Annotated in this window: 29 protein-coding genes; 11 read left to right on the plus strand and 18 right to left on the minus strand. The window is 63.6% G+C overall.

Annotated elements, in window-relative coordinates; all coding sequences use genetic code 11:
* Positions 1–31 precede the first annotated feature (31 nt).
* Positions 32–1,048 carry a polyprenyl synthetase family protein gene (locus NKH50_RS19095; protein ID WP_254818409.1) on the minus strand — a complete coding sequence of 339 codons (1,017 nt, stop codon included), beginning with the start codon at positions 1,046–1,048 and terminating at the stop codon, positions 32–34.
* A 160-nt stretch (positions 1,049–1,208) separates the two neighbouring features.
* Here NKH50_RS19095 and NKH50_RS19100 point away from each other — a divergent pair, with 160 nt between their 5' ends.
* The 6 genes from NKH50_RS19100 (at position 1,209) to moaB (ending at position 4,903) form a co-directional block, all read left to right on the plus strand.
* Entirely contained in the window at positions 1,209–1,433 is a 225-nt protein-coding gene (locus NKH50_RS19100) for a putative signal transducing protein (RefSeq protein ID WP_352880421.1), read from the plus strand.
* Entirely contained in the window at positions 1,433–2,233 is an 801-nt protein-coding gene (locus tag NKH50_RS19105; protein ID WP_352880423.1) for a tRNA1(Val) (adenine(37)-N6)-methyltransferase, read from the plus strand. Before NKH50_RS19100 ends, NKH50_RS19105 begins: the two co-directional genes overlap by 1 nt.
* Before the next feature lie 87 nt (positions 2,234–2,320).
* Positions 2,321–3,178 carry a S49 family peptidase gene (locus NKH50_RS19110; RefSeq protein ID WP_352880425.1) on the plus strand — a complete coding sequence of 286 codons (858 nt, stop codon included), beginning with the start codon at positions 2,321–2,323 and terminating at the stop codon, positions 3,176–3,178.
* 81 nt (positions 3,179–3,259) lie between these two features.
* Complete coding sequence (locus NKH50_RS19115) at positions 3,260–3,445, plus strand: hypothetical protein (RefSeq protein ID WP_292665400.1); 186 nt, start codon at positions 3,260–3,262, stop codon at positions 3,443–3,445.
* Positions 3,446–3,471: 26 nt separating this feature from the next.
* Positions 3,472–4,374: a 4-(cytidine 5'-diphospho)-2-C-methyl-D-erythritol kinase gene (locus NKH50_RS19120; RefSeq protein ID WP_352880537.1), complete on the plus strand. Its 903-nt coding sequence runs from the start codon at positions 3,472–3,474 to the stop codon at positions 4,372–4,374.
* A complete protein-coding gene (gene moaB / locus NKH50_RS19125; protein WP_352880427.1) occupies positions 4,361–4,903 on the plus strand; it encodes a molybdenum cofactor biosynthesis protein B in 543 nt (180 codons plus the stop codon). Before NKH50_RS19120 ends, moaB begins: the two co-directional genes overlap by 14 nt.
* Positions 4,904–4,936: 33 nt before the next feature.
* Here moaB and NKH50_RS19130 read toward each other — a convergent pair whose 3' ends face one another.
* Positions 4,937–5,911, minus strand: coding sequence for a phytanoyl-CoA dioxygenase family protein (locus NKH50_RS19130; RefSeq protein ID WP_352880429.1), 975 nt, complete (start codon positions 5,909–5,911; stop codon positions 4,937–4,939).
* 188 nt (positions 5,912–6,099) lie between these two features.
* Positions 6,100–6,603 carry a glycosyltransferase gene (locus NKH50_RS19135; protein ID WP_352880431.1) on the minus strand — a complete coding sequence of 168 codons (504 nt, stop codon included), beginning with the start codon at positions 6,601–6,603 and terminating at the stop codon, positions 6,100–6,102.
* A 151-nt stretch (positions 6,604–6,754) separates the two neighbouring features.
* On the opposite strand from NKH50_RS19135, the gene NKH50_RS19140 reads away from it, so the two are divergent.
* Positions 6,755–7,909 carry a PA0069 family radical SAM protein gene (locus NKH50_RS19140; RefSeq protein ID WP_352540123.1) on the plus strand — a complete coding sequence of 385 codons (1,155 nt, stop codon included), beginning with the start codon at positions 6,755–6,757 and terminating at the stop codon, positions 7,907–7,909.
* Between the two features lie 168 nt (positions 7,910–8,077).
* A complete protein-coding gene (gene rnhB / locus NKH50_RS19145; RefSeq protein WP_352880433.1) occupies positions 8,078–8,773 on the plus strand; it encodes a ribonuclease HII in 696 nt (231 codons plus the stop codon).
* 258 nt (positions 8,774–9,031) lie between these two features.
* Here the strand turns inward: rnhB and NKH50_RS19150 are convergent, their stop codons facing one another.
* The 7 genes from NKH50_RS19150 to NKH50_RS19180 all read right to left on the minus strand — a co-directional run bounded on the left by NKH50_RS19150 (position 9,032) and on the right by NKH50_RS19180 (position 14,582).
* A complete protein-coding gene (locus tag NKH50_RS19150; RefSeq protein WP_023674071.1) occupies positions 9,032–9,523 on the minus strand; it encodes a F0F1 ATP synthase subunit B in 492 nt (163 codons plus the stop codon).
* Between the two features lie 10 nt (positions 9,524–9,533).
* Positions 9,534–10,115 (minus strand): F0F1 ATP synthase subunit B, encoded by a 582-nt coding sequence (locus NKH50_RS19155; protein WP_352880435.1) that lies wholly within the window; start codon positions 10,113–10,115, stop codon positions 9,534–9,536.
* An 81-nt stretch (positions 10,116–10,196) separates the two neighbouring features.
* On the minus strand, positions 10,197–10,421 hold the full coding sequence (locus NKH50_RS19160; RefSeq protein ID WP_254820421.1) for a F0F1 ATP synthase subunit C: 225 nt from the start codon (positions 10,419–10,421) through the stop codon (positions 10,197–10,199).
* A 66-nt stretch (positions 10,422–10,487) separates the two neighbouring features.
* Entirely contained in the window at positions 10,488–11,246 is a 759-nt protein-coding gene (locus NKH50_RS19165; protein WP_352880438.1) for a F0F1 ATP synthase subunit A, read from the minus strand.
* Between the two features lie 70 nt (positions 11,247–11,316).
* Positions 11,317–11,715, minus strand: coding sequence for an AtpZ/AtpI family protein (locus tag NKH50_RS19170; RefSeq protein ID WP_023716852.1), 399 nt, complete (start codon positions 11,713–11,715; stop codon positions 11,317–11,319).
* A 255-nt stretch (positions 11,716–11,970) separates the two neighbouring features.
* Positions 11,971–13,155, minus strand: coding sequence for a cell wall hydrolase (locus tag NKH50_RS19175; protein ID WP_352880440.1), 1,185 nt, complete (start codon positions 13,153–13,155; stop codon positions 11,971–11,973).
* 107 nt (positions 13,156–13,262) lie between these two features.
* Positions 13,263–14,582 (minus strand): MFS transporter, encoded by a 1,320-nt coding sequence (locus NKH50_RS19180; RefSeq protein ID WP_352880442.1) that lies wholly within the window; start codon positions 14,580–14,582, stop codon positions 13,263–13,265.
* A 121-nt stretch (positions 14,583–14,703) separates the two neighbouring features.
* Here NKH50_RS19180 and NKH50_RS19185 point away from each other — a divergent pair, with 121 nt between their 5' ends.
* Complete coding sequence (locus NKH50_RS19185; protein WP_352880444.1) at positions 14,704–15,621, plus strand: LysR substrate-binding domain-containing protein; 918 nt, start codon at positions 14,704–14,706, stop codon at positions 15,619–15,621.
* Between the two features lie 367 nt (positions 15,622–15,988).
* Here the strand turns inward: NKH50_RS19185 and NKH50_RS19190 are convergent, their stop codons facing one another.
* The 6 genes from NKH50_RS19190 to NKH50_RS19215 form a co-directional block, all read right to left on the minus strand.
* On the minus strand, positions 15,989–16,879 hold the full coding sequence (locus tag NKH50_RS19190; protein ID WP_352880446.1) for an SDR family NAD(P)-dependent oxidoreductase: 891 nt from the start codon (positions 16,877–16,879) through the stop codon (positions 15,989–15,991).
* The gene (locus NKH50_RS19195; RefSeq protein WP_352801461.1) at positions 16,876–17,655 is read right to left on the minus strand and encodes a hypothetical protein; all 780 of its coding nucleotides are present in this window, start codon (positions 17,653–17,655) and stop codon (positions 16,876–16,878) included. The genes NKH50_RS19190 and NKH50_RS19195 overlap by 4 nt, the downstream gene beginning before the upstream one ends.
* Before the next feature lie 10 nt (positions 17,656–17,665).
* A complete protein-coding gene (locus NKH50_RS19200) occupies positions 17,666–18,253 on the minus strand; it encodes a protein-S-isoprenylcysteine O-methyltransferase (protein WP_254820426.1) in 588 nt (195 codons plus the stop codon).
* 200 nt (positions 18,254–18,453) lie between these two features.
* Entirely contained in the window at positions 18,454–19,026 is a 573-nt protein-coding gene (locus tag NKH50_RS19205) for a hypothetical protein (protein ID WP_254820425.1), read from the minus strand.
* 148 nt (positions 19,027–19,174) lie between these two features.
* The gene (locus NKH50_RS19210; RefSeq protein ID WP_254820414.1) at positions 19,175–19,309 is read right to left on the minus strand and encodes an ABC transporter; all 135 of its coding nucleotides are present in this window, start codon (positions 19,307–19,309) and stop codon (positions 19,175–19,177) included.
* A 198-nt stretch (positions 19,310–19,507) separates the two neighbouring features.
* Entirely contained in the window at positions 19,508–20,080 is a 573-nt protein-coding gene (locus NKH50_RS19215; RefSeq protein WP_352880448.1) for a L,D-transpeptidase, read from the minus strand.
* Positions 20,081–20,268: 188 nt separating this feature from the next.
* On the opposite strand from NKH50_RS19215, the gene NKH50_RS19220 reads away from it, so the two are divergent.
* The gene (locus NKH50_RS19220) at positions 20,269–21,024 is read left to right on the plus strand and encodes an SDR family NAD(P)-dependent oxidoreductase (protein ID WP_254820412.1); all 756 of its coding nucleotides are present in this window, start codon (positions 20,269–20,271) and stop codon (positions 21,022–21,024) included.
* 251 nt (positions 21,025–21,275) lie between these two features.
* On the opposite strand, the gene der is transcribed toward NKH50_RS19220, so the two are convergent.
* The gene (gene der, locus NKH50_RS19230) at positions 21,276–22,709 is read right to left on the minus strand and encodes a ribosome biogenesis GTPase Der (RefSeq protein WP_352751066.1); all 1,434 of its coding nucleotides are present in this window, start codon (positions 22,707–22,709) and stop codon (positions 21,276–21,278) included.
* Positions 22,710–22,715: 6 nt separating this feature from the next.
* Positions 22,716–23,381, minus strand: coding sequence for a tetratricopeptide repeat protein (locus tag NKH50_RS19235; RefSeq protein ID WP_352476620.1), 666 nt, complete (start codon positions 23,379–23,381; stop codon positions 22,716–22,718).
* 205 nt (positions 23,382–23,586) lie between these two features.
* On the opposite strand from NKH50_RS19235, the gene NKH50_RS19240 reads away from it, so the two are divergent.
* A complete protein-coding gene (locus tag NKH50_RS19240; RefSeq protein WP_352880451.1) occupies positions 23,587–24,579 on the plus strand; it encodes a polysaccharide deacetylase family protein in 993 nt (330 codons plus the stop codon).
* The last annotated feature ends 7 nt before the right edge of the window (positions 24,580–24,586 follow it).

Here is a 24,586-nt window from a genome sequence, read left to right on the forward strand (position 1 = left end):
CCCCTCCCCGGCGTCGCGGCGCCGACGCCTGTCAATTCACCCGGCTGATGCAGAAATCGATGACGTCGATCAGTGCAGACTTCTGCGGCGTCGCTTCGAGCGGCGCCAGCGCGTCACGGGCGATTTCGCCGAAATGGCGGGCGCGCCCGATGGTGTCGGCAATCGCCCCGTGGCGGAGCATCAGGCCGATTGCCTTTTCCAGCCCGGCATCGTCGGCGGCATTGTCCTCGATGGCGCGTTTCCAGAAGCTGCGCTCGGCCTTGGTGCCGCGCCGATAGGCGAGGATCACCGGCAGCGTTACCTTGCCTTCGCGGAAATCGTCGCCGACATTCTTGCCGAGATCCTTGCTGGTGCCGCCATAATCCAGCGCGTCGTCGATCAGCTGGAAAGCAAGGCCGAGATTCATGCCGTAGGAGCGGAGTGCTGCGCGATCGTTGCGCGTCGCCTGGGCGATGACAGGGCCGACCTCGGCGGCGGCTGAGAACAGCGCCGCAGTCTTGGCCTTGATCACGGCGAAGTGCTCGTCCTCGGTGGTTTCGAGGTTCTTGGCGGCGGCAAGCTGCATCACCTCGCCTTCGGCGATCACCGAGGCCGCACTCGACAGGATGTCGAGCGCTTCCAGCGAGGCGACATCGACCATCATGCGAAAGGCCTGGCCGAGCAGGAAATCGCCGACCAGAACACTGGCCTGGTTGCCCCAGATCATGCGCGCCGTCTTCTTGCCGCGCCGCATGCCGCTTTCGTCGACAACGTCGTCGTGGAGAAGTGTCGCGGTGTGCATGAATTCGACCGATGTGGCGAGCTTGACATGGCCGTCGCCGGAATAGCCGAACATCTGGGCGGCGGCAAGCGTCAGCATCGGCCGCAGCCGTTTGCCGCCGGATGAGATCAGATGGTTGGCGATCTCCGGGATCATCTCGACATCGGAGCCGGCCTTCGACAGGATCAATTTGTTGACGCGCCCCATGTCGGCCGCGGTCAGGTCGATGAGGTCCTTTATCGAGGCGGCTTCGCGCTTCCCGTTTTCAATGTTGAGAACGACACCCACGGCAAAACTCCCAACCTCGATATGCACGACGGCAACATGGTCCCTGGACAGACTCTAGGGTGTCACCCACCGGTGCGGCAAGAGGCGAATTGGCGCGCCGGCTCTGGTACATGATCACGCCTACGTTTACATCAACGCCGCAAACTGCGAGTTTCATCCGATGATAGAGCTCATCCGCACCAACGATGCTGTCATCATTTCGTTTGTCGAATCGCTGATGCGCGATGCCGGTATCGGCTATTTCGTCGCCGACCAGAACATGAGCGTGCTCGACGGCTCGATCGGCATCCTGCCCCGCCGTGTCATGGTGGACGCCGACAAGGCCGATGCGGCACGGCGCATCCTGACGGATGCCGGCATCGCCAACGAGATCCGCCAAAAATAATGTCCGCGTCGCCCGCTGCCCTTGTCCCGAACATGCCGGCTCACACGGTCGATGCCTTCCATCGTGGTCGCTTCTGGCTGGTACAGCCGAGAAAGGCGGGCCACCGCGCCGGCATGGATGCGATGATGCTGGCGGCTGCCGTGCCGTCCTCCTTTGCCGGGCGGCTGGCCGACTTTGGCGCGGGTGCCGGTGCCGCCGGCTTGGCGGTGCTGTCGCGATGCCCCGCTGCCGCGGCCGTGCTTGTCGAGCGTTCCCCGGAAATGGCGGCCTTCGCCACCACCACGCTTGCCCATCCCGGCAATGCGCATCTCAGCGACCGCGCCTCGGTGCTCGTCGCCGATGTCGCGCTGTCGGGCCGGGCGCGAACGGCCGCCGGCCTCGAGGACAACAGCTTCGATTTCGTCATCATGAACCCGCCGTTCAATGCCGCCGAGGATCGCGCGACGCCCGATCCGCTGAGAAAAGCCGCACATGTCTCGGAGGATGGATTGTTCGACAGCTGGATCCGCAGCGCGGCCGCGGTGGTCAGGCCGGGTGGCGGGCTGGCCGTCATCGCCCGGCCGGAACAGCTCGGCGCCATCCTCGATGCCGTTGCCGGCCGCTTCGGCGACGCCGAGATGCTGGCCGTCCATCCTCGCCCCGAAGCGGCGGCGATCCGCATCGTCGTCCGGGCGGCACTCGGCGCACGCGGCAAACTGTCGATCCGGCCGCCGCTGATGCTGCATGCCTACTCAGGCAATGGCCCTTCGGAACGGGCGGAGCTGATCAATAACGGGCTGGCGTCGCTGTTCGGAGACTGATCCATTCTGATTGCCGGGGTGACGGCATTGCCGTTGGCCGGCGAATTCCTACATGCCTCAAGCAAATCGACCGGAGACCGCCCTCTCGTGAAACGCCTTTTCAACCGCCTGCTGCCGAAATCCTGGCGCTCCACCGTCGTCACCATTCCGGTCATCCGGCTGCACGGCCCGATCATGCCCGGCGGCGGCCAGTTCCGGCCGAGCCTGTCGCTCGCTTCCACCGCCGCTCTTCTCGAAAAGCTGTTTTCCTTCGATGCGCCGGCGGTCGCCATCTCGATCAATTCGCCAGGGGGCTCGCCGGTGCAGTCGCGGCTGATCTTCAGGCGCATCCGCGACCTGGCGAGCGAGAAGAACAAGAAAGTCCTGGTTTTCGTCGAGGACGTGGCCGCATCGGGCGGCTACATGATTGCGGTCGCGGGCGACGAGATCTTTGCCGACCCGTCCTCCATCGTCGGCTCGATCGGCGTGGTGTCGGCCTCGTTCGGCTTTCCGGAGCTGTTGAAGAAGATCGGCGTCGAGCGCCGCGTCCACACCGCCGGCCAGAACAAGGCGGTGCTCGACCCGTTCAAACCGGAAAAGAAGGAGGACGTCGAGCGCCTGAAGGCGCTGCAACTGGAGGTCCACGAGACCTTCATCGACCTCGTCAAGGACAGGCGCGGCAGCAAGCTCAAGGACGATCCCGACCTGTTCACAGGCCTGTTCTGGACGGCCAAGAAGGGGCTTGAACTCGGGCTGGTCGATGCGCTCGGCGATATGCGCAGCGTGCTGAAGAGCCGTTTCGGGCCGAAAACCCAGCTCAAGCTGATCACCGCGCCGCGCGGCCTGTTCGGCCGCTTCGGCCTGTTCGGCTCGAGCTTTTCGGCGCCCGATATCGCTGCCGCCGCGGCAAGCGGCGTCATCGATGCGGCGGAAGAGCGCGCGCTGTGGGCGCGCTTCGGGCTTTGAAAAGCTGGTGAAAGCGTCTAGCATAAATCATCAACCGACCCGACCGGCGGCCTTGCCGGCCTTGCGAGGGAGGAGTTTGACATGCCGCAGATCATTTTCTTCGCCGTCGTCGGCATTGCCGCCTATTTCGGCTACCGCTCCTTCGTCAGGGAAGCCGAGCGGGTGACCGCCAAGGTACGTCGGGCCGAAAAGCAGACGGCCAACGGCACCATGGGAACACTGGTCAAGGATCCGAAGACCGGCGAATACCGTCTGGCCAAGGATTGACCGTCGTCCCCCTCGCGGCCGGGCCAGTGAACGCCGAGACCAGCGTCCGGGGATTGCATGCGCACGCCAAGATAAATCTCGCGCTGCACGTCACCGGCCGGCGCGCCGACGGTTATCACATGATCGAAAGCCTGGCTGTGTTCACGCGCTTCGGCGACCGCATCGAGACAGAACTTGCCGACAGCGATGGGTTTTCCGTGTCCGGCAAATACGCCTCCGCGGTGCCGGTCGACGACAATAATCTGGTGGTGAGAGCGCGCGACGCACTGCGTCGCGAGGCCGGTTCCCAACACGCGCCGGCTGTCGCCATCCGGCTCGAAAAGAACCTGCCGGTCGCGTCCGGTGTCGGCGGCGGATCGAGCGACGCGGCGGCTGTGCTGCGCGCCCTGGTCCAGACCTGGGGACTTGATGTCGGCGATGCCGAACTGGCGCGGATCGGCCTTTCGCTCGGCGCCGACGTGCCGATGTGCCTCGCTGCCAAGCCGCTGATAGCCCGCGGCGTCGGCGACGAGCTGACGCTCGTGCCGGGTTTCCCGGCGCTGGGTTTGGTGCTCGTCAATCCCGGCACTGCCGTCTCGACGGCCGACGTGTTCGAGGCGCTTGGCGGCCGCGACAATGCGGGGCTGCCGCCGCTGCCGCACAGCCTCGACTTCCACAGCATCCGCAACTGGCTGGAGATCACCCGCAACGATCTCGAGCCTGCGGCGCGTGCAATCCAGCCCGCCATCGGCAAGGCGCTTTCCGTGCTTAACAAGGCCGGAGCCGGTTTTGCCAGGATGTCGGGTTCCGGCGCCACCTGCTTCGGGCTGTTCGAGACCGGCAACGTGGCCAAGCGCGCGGCCGTCGATATTCGCGGCCGCCATCCAGACTGGTTTGTCGCAGCGACGCGAAGCATGACATCGGAGGCTGAGGCCCATGGCCAGGATTGACGTGAGCCGCCCCTTTGTTCCCGTGCGCATCGCGGTACTGACCGTTTCCGATACGCGCAGCCTCGCCGACGACAAATCCGGGCAGACGCTGGCCGACCGTATTGCCGAGGCCGGCCACATCCTCGCCGCCCGCCACATCGTCACCGACGACCGCGACAAGATCCGCGACAAGGTCCTGGGGTGGTCAAGGGACGAAGCGATCGATGTCGTCATCACCACCGGCGGCACCGGCTTCACCGGCCGCGACGTGACGCCGGAAGCGCTGGAGCCGATCTTCGAAAAGCGCATGGACGGCTTTTCCGAAGTGTTCCACCGCATCTCCTACGACAAGATCGGCACTTCGACGATCCAGAGCCGGGCAACCGGCGGCGTCGTCAACGCCACCTTCGTCTTCGTGCTGCCGGGCTCGCCCGGCGCCTGCAAGGACGCCTGGGACGGCATCTTGAAGCCGCAGCTCGACTATCGGCACATGCCCTGCAACTTCGTCGAGATCATGCCGCGGCTGGACGAGCATTTGCGGCGCGGCTGAGGCGGGCCAAGGTGTCAGCCGAGCGACCTCGGTTTAGCGAATGACCGGCTCGCCGTGAAAACGGCGGCGCGAGGGCGGCGACACGCCGAAGCCAACCTCCATCATCAGCCGCGGGGTGCGCGTCGGCACGGTGCCCATATGGAAGCCGAACGGGTCCTCGACAAAGCCGAGGCCGGCCGGCCCGGTCAGCGTGACCGGGCTCTGCTCGCCGTACACGCCCAACACCTCTTCCGCCGAATGGCCAACCAGCAGCGTCAGCTGGTGCTTCAGGATGCGGCGGTTGTGGGAGCCGCGGACATAGACATGCGGCCCGGTGTCGGCGTCGACCGGCACCAGGTAGAAAAAGAACTTCAGCATGCGCCAGTCATCGAGGTCGAAATGGTATTTGCCGAGCGAGGCCATGTTCTTGTCGGCGTCCGAGACGCCACCGGTCGGAAAGCTCCACCAGACGCGGGTGGTGATCAGCTTGGCCTGGCTGCCGAGATAGTGCGCTGCGATATCGAGAAGCAGCGGATCGCGCTGCACGGCGACCGCAGCGTTGCAGTCGAGGACCCGTTCGAAACAGTGACCGCTGAGCAGCGGGCGGCCGAAATGCTTTTCGGCATCGGCGTGTTTTTCGGGCAGGAATTCCAGCCGGCGGTCGAAATTGCCGAAGCATGGCGTGCGCTCGGCGAAGCGGGCGATCTCCTCATGAATGGCGGCCGGCAGCATCAGGCCCGAATAGAGCCCTTCTGTGCGCAGCGCGCCGACGACGGCATCGCGGTCGACGCCGGCGAACATCGTTTCACCGACATTGCGCGCCGGCGGAACGGGCTTTGCGCCGCGCCAGTGCAGGCGCCGCGCCGGCATGGTGCGGGCCAGCATGAACATCGGCAGCCATGCCGGATTCTCGCGAAGGTCGGAAAGATAGGTCGGGATGCGGGCGGCGATGCGGCGCAGCGTACCGCCGTTGCGTGCGATCGCCTCGAGGCTTGCAGCGCCGGACTTGTCGGGGCTTGAAAGGGTCATCGGGGTCCTCAAATGTCGAGGGAACAGCATCGACGACAGTCGTCGCCGCCGCTCCGGCACACCCCAAACCCATTCGCCCGTTTCGCATGGAATGGTAACCCCCGGCCAGATTTTGTGCAATGCACAATAAGCGACGACCCGCCAGAAAATTGCTTGGGCGGCATTCCCTAGGCCGGGATGGTAAGCCGTCACTTCCGCGGCGCCACCCAGATCTCGGCGTGGAGCCTCCTGGTCGCTAAGCCGCGGGCGATCGCTTCGGCGCTGCGGGCGCTCTTAGACAGCGCGGCGGCCTGACGCTTGCTGATCACCAAGCCTTCGGCGAGAGCGCGATTTCCGGCAAAGACGCGTGACAGGAAGGGCGCGCGGCTGCCGCGTGCCCGCGAAAATCGCGCCGCCATGGTTTGCCTGGCGGTATGGGCGACGACCTCGTCGATCCAGCCCTCCCCCAGCCGCGCGCCCGGTTCCAGCAAGAGCAGCCAGTCGCCCTTGGCCTGCCTGATGCCGACAGCAATGCCGCCGCTGACATAGTGGCAGCCGGCATGTTCGGCGACGCGGTGCGTCTGATCGGTCGAGCCGGTGTCGCAGACGAGAACGTCGCGCACCACGCCCTCGACCGCGCCGCCGATCAGCGAGGCGAGCGTGCGGGCAAGGCCCTCCTCGTCATTCAGGGTTTCGATCAGGACGCTGAGCATGTTTAGCCCAATAGCGGAAAGCGGTGGGCAGCGCCAGTTTTTGCGGCGCGCCGCGAGAAAGTTCTTGCTTTGTTCTCGTCGATGCGATAGGAATACATTCATGAGCAGAGCGATTCGACAGCGGGCGGACAGTCGCTGGGAAAGGGCCAAAATGGAACAGATCGTGCGTGCCGACATTGCCGCCTTCGGCGCTGGCAGGGCCGAGATGGCGAATGCGATGATCGAGCAGAGCGGCATGCGCGTCCGTCCGGACCGCAATCGCGGCAGGTCGGCGGGCATCAATCCGTCCGGCCGTTTCGAGCCGGTCAGCCGGCATGTGTTCGATGACGGCTGGAATTCGCTGGAGGAGCTGCCGCCCTTCAGGACCGAGGTACAGGTCGAGAAGCCGCGCACCATCATCACCCGCAACGAATCGCCCGATATCTCCTTCGACCGCTCGATCAATCCCTATCGCGGCTGCGAACATGGCTGCGTCTATTGTTTCGCGCGGCCGACGCACAGCTTCATGGGCTTGTCGCCGGGGCTGGATTTCGAATCGAAGCTGTTTGCCAAGCCGGATGCAGCGCGGTTGCTCGACAAGGAATTGTCCAGGGATAATTACCAGCCGCGCACCATCGCCATAGGCACCAACACCGATCCCTATCAGCCGATAGAGAAGCAATACCGGATCATGCGCGAGATCCTCGAAGTGCTGGAGGCGCGCGGCCATCCGGTCGGCATCGTCACCAAATCGGCACTGGTGACCCGCGATATCGACATTCTGTCGCGCATGGCCGAGCGCGGGTTGGCCAAGGTGGCGCTGTCGGTGACGACATTGGACAGGATGCTGGCCAGAACGATGGAGCCGCGCGCGTCGACGCCGACCAAGCGGCTGGAGGCGATCAGACAGCTTTCGGACGCCGGCATTCCGGCCTCGGTGATGGTCGCGCCGATCATCCCCGGACTGACCGACCCGGAAATGGAGCGCATCCTCGATTCGGCGCAGGCAGCGGGCGCGCGTGAAGCCGGCTATGTGCTTCTGCGCCTGCCGCTGGAGGTCGCGCCGATCTTCAAGGACTGGCTGCTGCGCCACTATCCCGACCGCTATCGCCACGTCATGTCGCTGATCCGTTCGATGCGCGACGGCAAGGACTACGATTCGGAATGGGGCAAGCGCATGAAAGGCTCCGGCCCCTATGCCTGGCAGATCGGCCGGCGTTTCGAGATCGCCGCCAAACGGCTCGGCCTCAATGCCGAACGGCGCTCGCTCAGGACCGACCAGTTCGTCCCCGCTGCCAAGGCAACCGAGCAGCTGATGCTGCTGTGACAAAGCGTCTCGCGCCAGCCGCTTTGAAGCGGCCGCAGCAGGCGAAAAATCCCGTCCGGCCTGTCCTGTCCCCGGGCTTGCAGACGGTAGCCCCCTCCTAGTCCGGTGCCCCGCCCGACCCGGAGGGGACTTGCGGAGAATCGGAGCCGATGCGAACCTCGCCGCACCATGGCTCGCCCGCGTTCCGATTCTCCGCTTCTCTTCGAAGTCGTCGAGAAACCCGACTTCTCGTTCGAGACGAGAGCGATGGCCGAAGGCCTTTGGCCGGTGGCGGGGATGGACGAGGCCGGCCGCGGCCCACTCGCCGGGCCGGTGGTGGCGGCAGCGGTGGTGCTCGATCCCGCCAACATCCCCGACGGTCTCGATGATTCCAAGCGGCTGACGCATTTGCAGCGTGAGGCGCTGTTCATGAAAATCCTCGGCTCCGCACTCGCCGTGTCGATGGCCTCGGTCAGTGCCGAAGGCATCGATGCCTCCAACATTCTCAAGGCCAGCCTGGAGGCGATGCGCCGTGCAGTGGCCGGCCTGTCAATCCGGCCGAAGCTGGCACTGGCCGACGGCCGCGACGTGCCGCCCGGCCTGCCCTGCGAGGGCAAAGCGCTGATCAAGGGCGACCAGCGCTCGCAGTCGATCGCCGCAGCCTCGATCGTCGCCAAGGTGTTGCGCGACCGCATGATGTGCGGCTGCGGCAGCCATCATGCGCGTTACGGTTTCGAACTGCATATGGGCTACGCCACTGTGCGCCATCGCACGGCGATCGATCTGCACGGGCCGGTGGCGCGGCTGCACCGCGCCTCCTTCGCGCCCTTCCGGTTCGGCGGCACCGAGGTGCTGGAGGAAGAGGTTTTTTCGGGTTTGGATTGAGCGATTCGGCCAGGCGTCATCCCCCTCGAGGGACCCTCGATGGGGAGATGGTCGGCAGGCCAGAGGGGGTCGCCTCGCGTGAAGCGCCAACGTTCTCTTTCGTCCCAGTGGCGTCGCGCCAGGACGTACCGACCCCCTCTGTCGCCTTTGGCGACATCTCCCCCTCAAGGGGGGAGATTATGCGCTCTGCCGCTTTCGCCAACAAAAAAGCCGCCGGGTTTCCCAGGCGGCTTTCGATGAATTTCGCGACGAAGTCGCTTAATTCAGTTTCGACTTCAAATCCTGCAGGGAGGCGTTGAACAGGTCGGCGCCGGCCTTGGCGTCGATCTTGCCGGCCAGCAGCGCGCGCGCGGCTTCGACTGCGATGTCGACAGCGCTGGCGCGCACTTCGCCGATCGCTTCGCGCTCGGCCTGGCCGATCTTCTGCTCGGCCAAGGCGGTGCGCCGGGCGACATAGTCCTCGGTCTTCTTGTGCGCCTCGGCGGCAAGCATGTCGGCTTCACGCTTGGCGGCGGCAACGATGGCCGCCGCCTCCTGCTCGGCTTCCTTGCGCTTGCGCTGGTATTGGCCAAGCAGCTGCTGTGCCTCTTCGCGCAACCGGCGCGCCTCCTCGAGCTCGGAGCTGATCTTGTCGGCTCGCGCATCGAGCGCCTTGGCGATCATGCCCGGCACCTTGATGTAGATGGCGATGCCGAGGAAGATTACGAGGGCAACCGTTGCCCAAAGCGTCGCGAGAGATGTGGCGTCCATGATGCGCTCCTCACCCGGCCACGGATTTGACCGCGGCCGCGATTTCAGCCTTGCTGGCCTTGCCGCCGACAAGCGCCTCGACGATGGCCGAAGCGGTGTCCTCGGCGATCGTGCCGACTTCCTTCATGGCATTGGCCTTGATGGAAGAAATACGCGCCTCGGCCTCGCCAAGCTTCTGGTCAAGCGCTGCCTCGATCGTCTTGCGGGCAGCTTCGGCTTCCGCCTTGGCCGCATCGTTGGCCTGCTGGCCGATCGCATTGGCCTTGCCCTTGGCTTCCGCCAATTCCTGCTCATAGGCGGCAACGGCGGCATCGGCCTCGCTTTTCAGCCGGGCAGCATGATCGAGATCCTGCGTGATGCGGTCGTTGCGAACGTCGATGATGCCGCCAACGCGCGGCATCACTACCCGTTTCAAGAAGAGGTAGAACAGCCCGAAAGTGATTGCCAGCCACACCAGCTGTGACGGGTACGTTGCCGGATTGAATGGCGGGAACGTGCCGTGCGCCTCGGCAGGCACGCCGGTGGCGGCGTGCGTGTCGCCTTCCGCTGCGGCTGGCGCGGACTCTTGCGCAAAGGCAGATGTCACGAACATGGACTATCCCCGAAATTCAGGCCCGCCGCAGGATCGCGGCCTGCCTGTTCAATTCTTCCCAATGTTCAGCCGAACAAATATTCAGCCGAACAGGGCGAGAAGCGCGATGAGAAGCGAGAAAATACCCAGCGCTTCGGTCACGGCGAAGCCGAAAATCAGACGGCCGAACTGGCCGTCGGCGGCCGACGGATTGCGCAGCGCGCCCGCCAGATAGCTGCCGAAGATGTTGCCGAGGCCAACGCCCGCGCCGCCCATGCCGAGGCATGCGATGCCGGCGCCGATGTACTTTGCTGCTTCTGCGTCCATTTGTTCAACTCCTTTGGATCTAAAATTCCGTTGCAAATTCGATCCGGCGGCAATGCCGGAACCTAGTTAGTGCCCGGGATGCAGGGCGTCGTTGAGATACATGCAGGTCAGCACCGCAAAGACGTAGGCCTGCAGGAACGCGACCAGCAACTCAAGCGCCGTCAGCGCCACGGCCATCGCCAGCGGCAGAACCGAGCCCGCCACGCCGACCGCGCCGAGCGCGCTCAGGCTGACGACAAAACCCGAGAACACTTTCAGCGTGATGTGACCGGCGAGCATGTTGGCGAACAGACGAACCGACAGGCTGACTGGACGCGAGACGAAGGAAATCACCTCGATCAGCACCACCAGCGGCAGCAGGTAGACCGGCACGCCATGCGGGACGAACAGCTTCAGGAAACCAAGGCCGTGCTTGGTGAAGCCGTAGACGACGACCGTTCCTATCACCAGCGCGGCGAGGCCGAAAGTGACGATGATGTGGCTGGTGACGGTGAAGAAATACGGGAACAGGCCAAGCAGGTTGGCGACAAGCACGAACATGAACAGCGAGAACACGAACGGGAAGAACCTCATGCCCTGCGTGCCCGCGGCGTCCCTCAGCATATTGCCGACAAATTCGTAGGCCATTTCCGAGACCGACTGAAGGCGGCCCGGAACGAGGCTGCGGCTTGATGTGCTGAGATAGAGAAACGCCGCCGCGACGGCAACCGTCGCAAGCATGAACAGAGCCGAATTGGTGAAAGACAGGTCGTAGCCGCCGATGTGAATCGGAATTATCGGATGGATCTGGAACTGGTGGATCGGATCGACCTTGTCAGCAGCCACTTTAAATCCCCATCAAAGCCGCAGACGGCTTCAGCATTCTGTTCAATGCGCCGGCATGCGGCGCCTCAATTCATTCTTTCGGATCGCGCGGTTTGTCGCCCGTTCCGAATTCCGACACAAGCCCGGCTGACCGCAGGACATTGAGCACGCCGGCGCCAAAACCCAGCAGCAGCCCGACTATCAGACCCCACGGCGATGTCCCCGCCACGCGATCGATAAACCAGCCGAGAGCCGCACCGACCACTATCCCGGCGATGAACTCGCTGGACAGCTTGAGCGCCTGGCCGTATCCGGCCACACTACCCGCTTTCGCGTCGTCTTTCCCCTCGAGCCGATCCGGCCGCCTTGTCGCAAGCGATGCTTCAAGGTCGCGCCGGCGGCGCTCAAGATCGTCGTCGCGGATGTCGGCTTCATGCTGCTTGCCGCGGCCGGTTTTGCCGGTTCCGTCTGGCCCATTCTTGTCGGCCACGCAACCCCCCTGCCCGGTCAGACCGTTACCGTCCGTCCGCTTCTTAAAGTCGCCGGCAACATAGTTAGAGGGTCCGCGCCCGTCAAGCCACGGGCGGACCTTCGAGCTCAAGTATTTTTTCGTTATGAATCAGCTACTTGCCTGGGTGCGACATCGTGCCCGACGCGGTCTCCGGCGGGCTGCGGCCGAATCCCCACAGCGATGCGTCTTCCATCGGCCGCTCTCGCGGGAGAGATGCAAGGGCCGCCAGAGCACTTAGCTCCAGCCGCCGCCATAGGTGCGGTAGAAGATATGCAGGCCGATCCTGGTCATTTTCTGCATCGTCCGCGCCCAGCCCGGATGGACGTAGTTGGCGTAATAATGGGTCGACGAGCCGACTTCCGGAATGAAGATCTTGCCGGCTGTGACGGCCATGGCGACATCCTGGGCGGTCTTGTAGGCAGCGGGGTTGTCGATCCGCTTCTTCCTGCCGTCGCAGGCGAAGGAAAACTGACAGCGGTTGAACCAGTTGTCGTTCTGGTAGACGACGCCGCAGATCGAGTTGGGATAGGCCGGGTTGCGGACACGGTTGAGGATGACCTGGGCGACGGCGGCCTGGCCGCGCACGGACTCGCCGCGCGCCTCGAAGTAGATGCCGTTGGCGAGACAGGCCTGCTCCGGTTTGGAAAAGACGCTCGCCGGCAGCGGCGTCTGCATCCAAGAATGATCGCCCTTGCTCAGCGGCGGAATGAAGCGGCCATCATTCGGGTCCTCGTCCTGCAGCAAGGCCTCGAAAGGCGACGCCTTGGCGTAATCGGGGGCCGACGAGGCATAGGCGGTCGCCAGCACGTCGGGATGATCGTTGTTGACCAGCGCGGCAAGCATCGCCGGCACGCCGGAATCCGGCTTCTTGTCGACGCGCGTGTGGAAGGAGGCGGCGATCTGGATTTCCTTGCCTTTGATCTCTGGCTTGGCGAAGGCCATCCTCAGGCCGCTGTCCATGCTTGGGCGCAGCAGCGAGGAGGTTCGCTCAAAGATCGAGCCGGCGTTGAAGTTCTTCGGCGGCGAGACGGGCGAGACCTGGATGATGCGGCCCTTCTTGTCGGCACGCGTGATGCGGTTCTCGTCCGGCGTGGTGCCGGCGATGCCGCCCTTGCCGCGAAACGAGACGGAGCCGATGCCGGGCAGTTGGACGCCGGAGCCGGAGAGCGAGCCGGTGCTGCTGGAATCGAGGAAGGGCATTTCGGCGGCGTGAACGGAGCCGGCGACGGATTTCTCGACATAGGCGTTCCAGCGGACGCTCGGCGCCTCAAGACCGGAGACCAGGCTTGTCATGTCCTGATAGGCAACGACACTCGGAAAGCCGATCCAGATGCCAAGGCCAATAATAAACGGAGACAGGAAGGAACGCTTTTTCTCACCGGCGGCGGCGACAAGCCGCGTCAAAACACGTCGATGCACGGAACTCTCCAGAAACGCAACGGACCCCACTGGAGAGCTACAATGATGCATTAACCTTGATGGGGCGTTAACAGCTTAGAACGTTATTTTCCCATCTCGTGTCGAAGTCAGGCGCTTTTGCGGCTGTCCGTTGGCGGAAGAAAGATCGGCCAGGCGATCAGCGCGCAAATAGCCGCACCCAGCCAGACGCCTGCCCACGAGCAGAGCACGAGAAGCCCGGGAATGGCGATCGGCACCAGGAAGAAGGCAATGAAGACCAGGCTATTGGCAAGGCCGAGCGCCGTTCCGGCCTGGCTGGCGCCGGCCAGCGTCGCAAGCTCGGTGTAGGCGACGCCGTGCCAGGAGGAGACGCAGATGCCGGCCACGACGAGCATCGCAACGATCGCCGGCGACAGCATCGGCGCTTGGCCTGACAAGTATTGGCCCGAAAACAAGACGAGCGCCGCAAGCACGGTGAAGGCGGCCACGCTCAGCATGCTGCACAGACGCAGGAACGACCGGCGGTTGCCGTGACGGTCGGTGTAGCGGCCGCTCCAGACGCGCATGACCATGGCGCCGACCTGCACGGCAGCCAGGCTGGCGCTGATCACGGCTGTTCCCCTGCCGGCAAAATCATGCAGGAAGACGGAAGCAAAGGTGAGCACGGCCACCTGTGGGAAGCACAGCAGGCCGATGGCTGTCGCGATGCGCCAGACGGCCGGGTTGCGCAGCGGCGCGGGGCCGGCCGGCTTTGCCGCGCTGCTCGAATGGGCATGGTCGTGCGCCGGCGGCTGATGCAGCCAGCGCCAGGCGAGTGAGGTCGAGACGGCGGATGCAGCCGCCAGAAGTCCGAAGACCGCCGTGAAGCCATGGGCCGAAGCGAGCGACGGCAGTACCAGCGCGCCAAGCCCGCCGCCAAGCGGCACCGCCGTCTGCCTGATGCTCATGGCAAAGCCACGCTCGCCTTCGCCGAACCAGGCCATGATGGCGCGGCCGCTGGAGCCGTTGACGCTGCCGCCGAGCAATCCGGTGACCAGCAGGGCAGCGGCGAGAAGCGCGACGCCGGGAATTTGGGTTGGCGACGGCACGACCAGCGCGGCCATGACGAGCAGCCACACCGCGGTTGCGCCGAGCCCGGTCAGCAGCACGCGGCGGTCGCCCCAGCGATCGGTCAGCAGCCCCCACGGCAACTCGCTCAGCGCCACGCCCAAGCCGAGAAGGCCAAGCGCCAGACCGAGCTCGCCATTGGAGAGATGATAGCCCGAGCGCAGGAACACGGCCGTGGCCGGAATGCCGGAGAATGTCGCGGAGAAGCAGGCATTGGCGGCGACGCCGATGCCCAGCACCTTCCAGCGATGATTGGGTCGAAGCGCCGCCTGCTCTGACAGGCTGGTAACGGCGGCCGGGCGACGCGGTTTGCAATCTGCTCGTGTGGCGACAGCGGACATGGTTCAGCTCCTGCATGGGCTGGTTGCGTTCGGTTCTTGACGCGCTGTCTCTACCGCCATAACTTCGTACTGAAAATCAGGAAGTTTTTCACGTAATGTCCCAAATATCAGGATTATCGCTATGCGACGTGTGACATTCGATCTCGACGTTCTGCGCAGCTTCGTTACCGGCATGGAGCTGGGCAGCTTCGCCAAGGCCGCCGACCGGCTTGGCCGCTCGACCTCGGCAATCAGTGCGCAATTGAAGAAACTGGAGGAGCAGGCGGCGACGCCGATCTTCCGCAAATCTGGGCGTGGCCTGGCGCTGACGGACGCGGGCGAGACCATGCTCGGCTACGCGCGCCGGCTGATCGAGCTCAATGACGAGGCCGCGTCCGCCATCCACGATGTCGAGCTGGAGGGTTGGGTGCGGCTTGGGCTACAGGAGGATTTCGGCGAGGCGGTGCTGCCGGAGGTGCTCGGGCGCTTCGCCCGCGCCCATCCCAAGGTCAAGATCGAGGCCAGGATCGCACGCAGCCATGAGCTTGCCGAAAGGATCCTTTCGGGCAGCCTCGATATCGCGCTTGCCTGGCACAATGGCGCGACGCTGCCCTACAGCCGGCATGTCGCCGACGTCCAGATGCGCTGGATCGGCCCGGCAAAACAGATCGAGACCTGCCTGCGCGATGGCGAGCCGTTGCCGCTGGTGGCGCTCGAAGCGCCGTGCCTGCTGCGCAGCGTGGCGACCGAGACGCTGGACCGCGCCGGCCTGGCATGGCGGATGGCCTTCTCCAGCCCGAGTCTTGGCGGCATCTGGGCAGCCGTCGCCGCGGGGCTCGGACTGACGATCCGCACCGATATCGGCCTGCCGGCCAGCGTCAGGGCGATGACGCCGGAGATCGCCGGGCTTCCCGCCTTGCCCAAGATGGCGCTGTTCCTGCATCGCAAGGAGGCCGAGCCCGACCCGATAGCGGCGCGGCTTGGCGACATCCTGCTGCAGGCAGCACTGGAAGCGTTGCCGGGAAGTGGCGACGCGGATGGTCTGAGAAAAGCGGCTTAGCGCAGACGAGCCGAAAGGGCCGCAGGGCGCTCCATAACTTAGTCAGTCGAAGAAGCAGTAATGCTGGCGATCCCTCGCGCGCCCCTCTGTCCTGCCGGATATCTCCCCCTCGAGGGCCGCTCGAGGGGGAGATTAGCAGCTTCGCCGTCCCACCCGTCTTTCGGCGTCGGAGCTTGGCTAAAAGCGGAGGGAACGGCCAATCTCCCCCTGCTGGCGAACAGGTGTCCGAGGTGCGCAAGCGATGCGGATCGGCGCGCCGGGCATGTCGAAAGCCTCGCCTCTATGCTACCAACATGCTTACTTAACGCCCGTCATCGGCGAGCGGTCTCTTGTTTCAATGAGGTTTTTCGGTGACGTGCTGGTCCGGTCAGGGGATAATTCCCCGAGGGCCCCGGCGTAGCTGAATCTGGCGGGTACCGCAGCATTTCTTGAACTTCATACCTGAACCGCAAGGACATTGATCATTGCCGCCGCGCTGCAGCCGGCCGACCAGGGGCAGCAGCGCCGCGGAAGGCAGGAGCGCTGCCGCGAGGGCAGCCAACTTACCCGAGATTCCCGGTACGACGAGGCGACGACCGGATTTGAACGCTCGCCACGCCTGTTCGGCCACATACTTCGGATCCACCTTGGGCAAGATGTTGAAGAGCACCGTCTGATTGGCGCCTGATCTTGCGAGAAACTCCGTGGACACCGGGCCTGGTGCAACGCATGTGACCGTCACACCGGTTCGGCGCAATTCCTGGTGAAGCGCCTCTGAGAAGAAGCGCACGAAAGCTTTGCTAGCGAAGTACAGAGCCATATAAGGCCCGGGAACGAACCCGGCCACGGAACTGAGATTGAGCACCCCGCCCCGTCGGCGCGCCACCATTCCCGGCAGAAAATGAAGGGTCAGTTCTGTAAGGGAATGTATATTGAGATCGATGATGCCGAGTTGACCATCAACAGGCAGCGCCGTCGTCGCGCCCCGCAGGCCATAGCCGGCGCTGTTGACCAGGACATCACAGACTAGGCCGTGTGCGGACAGAAAGCCCTCCAGGCGCGTTGGCGCATCGCCTGCCACGAGATCCAACTCGAGCGTGAATGCCTCGCCGCCCGCCTCCCTAACCTCAGACGCCGCGGCGGCCAAACCCTCAGGCGAGCGGGCAACCAGCACAACCGCACCGCGCTCCCTTGCAGCGACGCTCGCAATCGCCCGGCCAATTCCACCCGAGCCGCCAATCACGACGATAGCTGGCCGGAATTCACCGTGCGAAATCACGTCGCGTTCCTCTGTCTTGCAGGAGCGGAAACACCTTGACCGAGCAGCACCACTTCATTGGCGACAGTGCCGTTCAGAATCTTTTCGAATCTCTCCAGTGCTCGTGCGACGTTCGCTCCATCCATGACCCGGTGATCGTAGTGGATGCGGACATTCACCGATCCGTCTTTGCCGATCGGACCGTAGTTTAGAAGGGTGGTCAGTGGTGTCAGCGGGTTGAGTGATTCCGCACCGAGACCAGAATAGACGGACAGTTGGAAGGTACCGAAGTAATTTGCCCTTTGCCGGGCGATGTTCAACCCTAGCCACATAAGCAGCCACCTGACTGGCGCGGGCGCACCTGCCATCCGCAAGGCACGCCGAAACTCCGGGACCTCCTGGATCGGCCGTGATCGAGCCGCGTGGATGGATCGCTCAAGTTCCGTGATGGAGTAGCGCTCCGGGCATTTGATGCAGCTCAGCAGAACGGCCGGCTCGCCATCATACTCGCGCTCGTGGGCAATCGAGGCTACGCTTGCCGGATACTCGTAAAGCTGCGGCCAGGGCAACTTGACATAGGCGCGCCGCAACTCCGGGGTCTCTAGGGCAAGAAGCGCATACCCTTTCAGGAAGATCGCGGTCCACGAGGGCCTGGTCTGCTGCGCCATTCTAGCCCTTACGAGTGGGCCGAGATTCATCTGACGCTGCACCGCGACCCGTGGCACGCCGATCGAAAACCTCATCAGATCGCCAACAAGGCGCCGGGGCGCGGAAAGCTTCAGGGCTCGGCCTCGCATAAAACGACCTCTAATAAAGATAAGGGAATATTCGCTTGGTCCTTTCCATATAGACACGGTATTGCGAGCCTAAATTCTCCAGCATCATACGCTCTTCCTTATCCACTCTCAGCAGGAAAAGGACTGCGAAACCAACCAAACCCGATATGCCCGCAACCCAGTTCGGCAGCAGAAAGAGCTGGCCGAGCCCCATAAGCAGGAAAGAGGTGTACATAGGGTGACGGACCAAGGCATATGGCCCGGCGCTGACCAGTTCATGCCGTTCGCGAATCTCGAGCGTAATCGACCAGTTACGGCCAAGTTCCTTGTGGGATAAGCGAAAAATCCACAGCGCCGAGCAGAAGATGATGGTTCCGAGCGCCACCGACCACACGCTGGCCGGATGATCAGCCGCTGCGGGGATGCCGGTGGCGACATAGAAGCCAGGCAGGATCGCCAGGCCAAGGAGAGCCGATGCAAGCCCGACGGTGTCGGAACTTGAGCGGCCGCCAGCTACTATTCGCACGCGCCTTGCCCGGCGCTCGAAGGGATACCGGATCACGTACCAAGCGACGATGCCGATCACCCATATGATCTCGCCAAGTGAGGCTAAAGCAATGGTCACTTCAGGTCACCAGCGCCCTTTCTGCGATCGCGACTGTAGCAGCTGCCCCTGAGTATGGCCACTTCACCCATCGCCTCGATTTCGTCACCGGCCTACCTTCAGGCGCAGCGATCCTCTCCGAGTTAGTCCGCACACGCGAAAGCCGGAGGGGCAGTACCGATCGCATTCGGTCCCATTCATCCCTCGAATCTTGGTTATGTATTCATCTCCCGAAGCTCGGTTATGAATTGTTGCGGCCGGAGCTGAATGGCGGGAGTCTTATATCCCATGGAATGAGCGATGTCCGCCACGAAGCCGTTGCAGTTCAAGACCGTCGCCTGCCAGACATGCGAGCTCGCCTGCAGCTTGCGGATGTAGGCAACGACTTTGTCGTATTCGGCCCGGGTCAATATGATTCGCCAGCTTGCGGATCTGTATGGTTCTTCCAGATCACCGTCGCTCCACCCGGTTTCGGCTGGCACCGGCACGATATGGCCCAGAACATAGGGAACCGCACTGTTCGAAGCCGGGTGAAGGCCCGCGACTTGGGGATCGATCATTCTCCCGGCCCGGTCCAGGCGCCCAAAAACTGCGTAGGTGTGGCCGTAGCTTAGGGCGTAGCGGGAGCGGAACTCGATGAAGTACCGCTCGTCGTTTTTTTTAGGCGCAGCTCCGCCATCGGCATAAGATACGAAATTCGGCTGGGGCGGCAGGTCTTTCGTCTGACATGCCGCTGCCGGGAGGGCCACCAACGCCACAAGCAAGAGACGGCTACTTACAAGCGTCATCGCCGCGTCCATTCCCGAACTTCACAATGCACAGACCTAATAACGGCCCATGCCCGCCAACCGCGCCGTACGCCATGAAGCCGGCCAAAGCCCCGGCTGCGTATGTATGGGGAAGGGCTTGGCACCCCTTCCCCATACAAGCCGGTCCTTACTTAATCACTGGTTCCTCTACCGGAGCGGGTGCCGGAGCCTTACCCTTTCCTTTGCCGATCCAGTCGTTCGCGCAGCCGCTCAGGCTGGCAACGGCGAGCACAGCAACCATTGCAACCAATATCCTGTTCATCAAGCAATCCTTTCCCCGGGGGCGGAATAGCCTATAGAATCGCCACAACTAAAACGATATGCAGCCCCACCAAGTTAGCTGCGATCTACACCAACGCCTAGTGCAGAAATGACACAGTTGGCACCCAGTTGCCGGCGGCACCTTTGCGGTGACGTGCTGGCAGGGTTCACCATCCAACGGAGATCAGGCCTCCCACCATCAAACAACCACCACCGTCGTGCCCAACGGAGTACGGTCGTAGAGGTCAATGACGTCGTCATTTATCATACGGATGCACCCGTTCGATACCGCTGTGCCTATCGTCCATGGCTCGTTTGTACCATGTATCCGGAAGTGGGTGTCGCGCCCGTCTTGATAGAGATAAAGGGCACGCGCACCAAGCGGGTTGTTTGGTCCGCCAGGGACCCCCCCTGCATACTTCACCAGGCGCGGCTTGCGCTGCATCATGCTGGCGGTGGGTGTCCACGACGGCCAGTCCGCCTTGCGGCCGACGGTCGCTGTACCCTTGAACGAAAGTCCCTGCTCGCCGACGCCAACGCCGTAGCGCGTCGCCCACCCGTCCGTCTCGACGGCATAGAGAAAGCGTCGCGAAGTATCGACGACGATCGTTCCGGCCGGCTCGTTTCCCTCGTACCGCACGTGCTGTCGTCGGTAACGAGGATTCAGGCCACGCCTTGGTCCGAACGCGGATGAAATCGACGTACATCCGGAGACCATCAGAGCCAGACTACCCAGCACGAGCCCCCGGCGCGCAATGTGGTGTTCTTCCATTTGTACCTGCTAGGAAACTGGTCATCTACCGCCGCCCTCGTCTCTACCATTCCAAGGCCTGCGCGCCAAGTCTCGCTGTGTGGTGGCAAAATGAATTCACAGGATTGACAAGCGAATTGGAGCGAAACTTCTTGCGATAACCGTCTGCCTCTGTTCGGTTATGTCAAAATTGGCATAGGACAGAGACGATGAAGCCTGACTTCCATGGTAAAGTCGCGATTGTGACCGGCGCAGGCTCCGGAATAGGGGCGGCTGTTTCACGGCAACTCGCGCAAGAAGGAGCCGAGATTGTTGTCGCCGACCTTGATGCCGAGGCCGCGCACTGCAGAGCCGCCGAAATAAGCTCGCAAGGCGGCAGGGCCTACGACTTTGCGGTAGATGTCACGGATGCGGCAGCCGTGGAAAGGCTGATCGAGTTCACTGTCCAGAAATGCGGCGGACTGGATATGGCGGTAAACAATGCAGGTATCGACGGCATTCGAAAAGCAACGGCAGACTATCCGCTCGACAACTGGCACAAGCTGATAAACGTCAATCTAAATGGCGTTTTCTACAGCATGAAGTACGAAATCGCCGCGATGCTGGATCGAGGCGGAGGCGCCATCGTGAACATGTCCTCCGTTCTCGGTTCCGTCGGCTTGCCGACTGCGTCCGCTTACACGGCAGCGAAACACGGGGTCGTTGGATTAACCAAAGTTGCGGCGATCGAATATGCCAGGATGGGCATCCGGATCAATGTAGTCGGCCCCGGCTGGATCGAAACGCCTCTTTTATCGGAGCAAATGGAGGCATTAGCCAGCCGGCGCATGGCAGGTCTTCAGCCGATGGGCAGGCGCGGGAAACCGGAAGAGGTAGCGGCTCTTGTATGCTTCCTCTTGTCCGACCAGGCCAGCTTTATCACTGGCAGCTACCATCTGGTGGACGGAGCTTACACCGCCCATTAGGTGCAGAGGCGGCCCCCACTCGCGCCGGCCACCCTCAGGGCGATGACGCCGGAGATCGCCGGGCTGCCCGCCTTGCCCAAGATGGCGCTGTTCCTGCATCGCAAGGAGGCCGAGCCCGACCCGGTAGCGGCGCGGCTTGCCAACATCCTGCTGCAGGTGTCGGTGGAATCGCCTCCCCGAAAATGTGCAGGCGCTGCCCGCGAGCGGCCTGCGGAGCGTAGCCTGATGCTGGCGCCCAGAGGACCCGCAGCTCAGCGGCGCTTCTTTGCCCTGCTGGCGAACGGGTTGTCCGAGGTGCGCAAGGCGATGCGGATCGGCACGCCGGGCATGTCGAAAGCCTCGCGCAGGCTGTTCGAGAGATAGCGGACATAGGATTGCGGCATCGCATCGGGGCGTGAGCAGGAGACGACGAAGCCGGGCGGCCGCGTCTTGGCCTGGGTGACATATTTGATCTTCAGCCGGCGTCCGGCAACCGCGGGTGGCGGATGATGCGCCAGAATGCCCTCCAGCCAGCGGTTGAGCTTGCCGGTTGAGACGCGGCTGTTCCAAACTCGATGCGTCCTGATGACAGCATCCATCAGCTTGTCGAGCCCGCGCCCGGTCTCGGCTGACACCGGCACCGCCTGCATGCCGCGCGCCTGGGGAAGAAGCCGCTCGGTTTTTTCGCGCAGCTCGGCCAGCAGCTCCTGGGGATGATCGACAAGGTCCCATTTGTTGAAGGCGATCACCGGGGCACGGCCCTCGCGGATGATCAGGTCGGCGATCTGCAGATCCTGCTTCTCGAAGGGAATAGTCGCGTCGAGCACGATGATGACGATCTCGGCAAAGCGGATGGCGCGCAAGCCGTCCTGCACCGACATCACCTCGAGCTTTTCGTGGATCCTGGCCTTGCGGCGCATACCGGCGGTATCGAACAGTTTTAGCCGGCGGCCATGCCAGTCCCAGTCGACCGAGATGGAATCGCGAGTGATGCCGGCCTCAGGGCCGGTCAGCAGCCGCTCCTCGCCGATCAGCGCGTTGATCAGCGTCGACTTGCCGGCGTTGGGACGGCCGACGACGGCGATGCGCATCGGCTTGGTATCGTCATAGCTCGGCTCGGCGTCCGGGTCGGTGATGTCTTCGCCGATCAGCACCTCGCTGGCGGCGATCTCCTCCTCGCTGGCCTCTTCGTCCTCGCCGAAGGCGCGCGCCTCGCCCAGTGCGGCGATCACCGCATCGCGCAAATCGGGCAGGCCCTGGCCATGTTCGGCCGAGACCGGGATCGGCTCGCCAAGGCCGAGTTCCCATGCCTCCAGCATGCCGCCTTGGGCGCCGCGCGCCTCGGCCTTGTTGGCCACGACGACAACCGGCTTGCCGGACTTGCGCACGATCTCGGCGAAAGTCTTGTCGTCGGGCATCAGCCCGGACTTGGCGTCGATCGTGAAAAAGATCAGGTCGGCCTCGCGGATGGCGATCTCGGTCTGGGCGCGCATGCGGCCGGGCAGCGTCGAGGCGGCCGCATCCTCGAAACCGGCAGTGTCGACGACGTCGAAATGCAGATCGTAGAGCTTTGCGGCATGGACGCGTCGATCGCGGGTGACGCCGGGCGTGTCGTCGACAAGCGCCAGCTTCCTTCCCACCAGCCGATTGAAAAGGGTCGATTTGCCGACGTTAGGTCGGCCGATGATGGCGACTTTGAAGGTCATCCGTTGTTACGATACACCGCCCGAGCCGCGGATCAGCTCGGACATCAACGTCGCCCGCTCGCGCGTGTTGCGCGGGGCGCCGTCGTCCGCGGCGATCTGGTCGAACAGCTTCAAAGCATCCGCCGCCTTGCCTTCCTTCCAGGCGGCAAGGCCAAGCGCCTCGCGCGCCGTATGGCGCAGCGTATTGGTGTCGGCGGTGAGCGCCTCGACGCGGCTGGAGACATCGGCGAAAGAGCCGTGGTCGACCAGCAGCAGCGCAGCCCTGAGCCGCGCCATGTCGCGAATGCCGGAAGGGATCTTGGTGTCGGCGGCGACCTCGTCGAAGTCCTTGACGGCAGCATCGACGTCGCCCTTGTCTGCCTTGACGGTTGCCGCGCGCATACGGGCGAGCAGCGGGTAGGCGCCGTAGCCGTCCTTTTCCAGCGCCTCCAGAGCGGCAAGCGCCTCGTCGTTCTTGCCCTCATTGGCGAGCTTGAGCGCTTGCGAAAAAGCATCGCCCGAGCGGTTGGCGCGGGTCTCGTCCCAATAGCGGTAGCCGACGACAGCGGCAGTGCCGAGCACCACCAGCACGGCCAATACGAGCAAGGCGGGACCGAAACGGTCCCACAGCGCATGCGCCTGGTCGCGACGAATCTCTTCGTTGACTTCGCGGATAAAACTGTCGTCCGACATGGATCAAAACCATTCATGCCCCCGGCCGGGGCGGTTGATGAGCCCGCGTTTTAGCGAAATTTTGCCGGCATGGAAGGGGTTCGGCAGGAAAATCGCCCATTCATGAGGCAGTCGCCGCCACCGGCGGCCGCGCAGGTCGATCGTATCCGTGCCATATTTCGCCGGTAGGCGGTGCTTCTACATTCCTTGATCCGGTCAGATGCCTTTGCCCCGTTTGTCCCGCGTTGTTGCGTTTTCGATTGCCGCGCTTGCTACCGGCGCGGCTTTTGCCGACCCGCCGGCGGCGCCGGCAAAACCGAAGCAGACGGTCATCATTTCGTTCGACAGCGCCCGCGATATTTCGCAGTGGCAGCGCAGCCGGGCGCTGGCCGCGCGCACCGGTGCGCATTTCACGTATTTTGTCTCCTGCGTGTTCCTGCTGTCACCCGAGACGCGCAAGGAATACACCGCGCCGGGCAAAACGGCCGGCAAATCGAATATCGGCTTTGCCGCCTCCAAACAGGAAATTGCCGAGCGGCTCGAGCAGATCAACCTCGCCGCCAGGGAAGGCCACGACATCGGCAGCCATGGCTGCGGTCATTTCGATGGCAAGGACTGGAGCAAGGCAGACTGGCTGAGCGAGTTCGGCTCGTTCAAGCATATTCTCCAAAACGCCTATTCGATCAACGGCATTGCACCCGAACCAAAGGGTTGGCGCGATTTCGCAGGCAGGGCAGTGGTCGGGTTTCGCGCGCCCTACCTGTCGGCAAACAGGGCGCTTTACGAGGCGCTGCCCGCGGCCGGCTTCCTGCTTGACGCAAGCGGCGTTTCGCGTGGGCCGGTCGAGCCGCCGACCGTCAACGGCATCACGCGCTTTTCGCTGCCGCAGATCCCGGAAGGGCCGAGCTCAAGGCGGGTGATCGCCATGGATTACAATCTCTATGTCAGGCATTCCGGCGGCTTCGAGCGGCCGAGCATGGCGGAAGCGTTCGCCGACCGGACCTACCACGCCTTTCGCGCCGCCTTCGATGCGCAATACGAGGGCAAGCGCATTCCGCTGGAGCTCGGCTTTCACTTCACGTTGATGAATGACGGCGCCTACTGGAACGCGCTGGAACGCTTTGCCGGCGAGGTCTGCGTCAAGGCCGACGTCGAGTGCATCAGCTTTCGCGACTATGTTTCGCGGCGAGGCGAAAGGCAGGCGGCGGTGGGCGGCTGAGCCCAAG

This window comes from Mesorhizobium sp. M1027, assembly GCF_040318745.1.
Classification (GTDB): Bacteria; Pseudomonadota; Alphaproteobacteria; order Rhizobiales; family Rhizobiaceae; genus Mesorhizobium.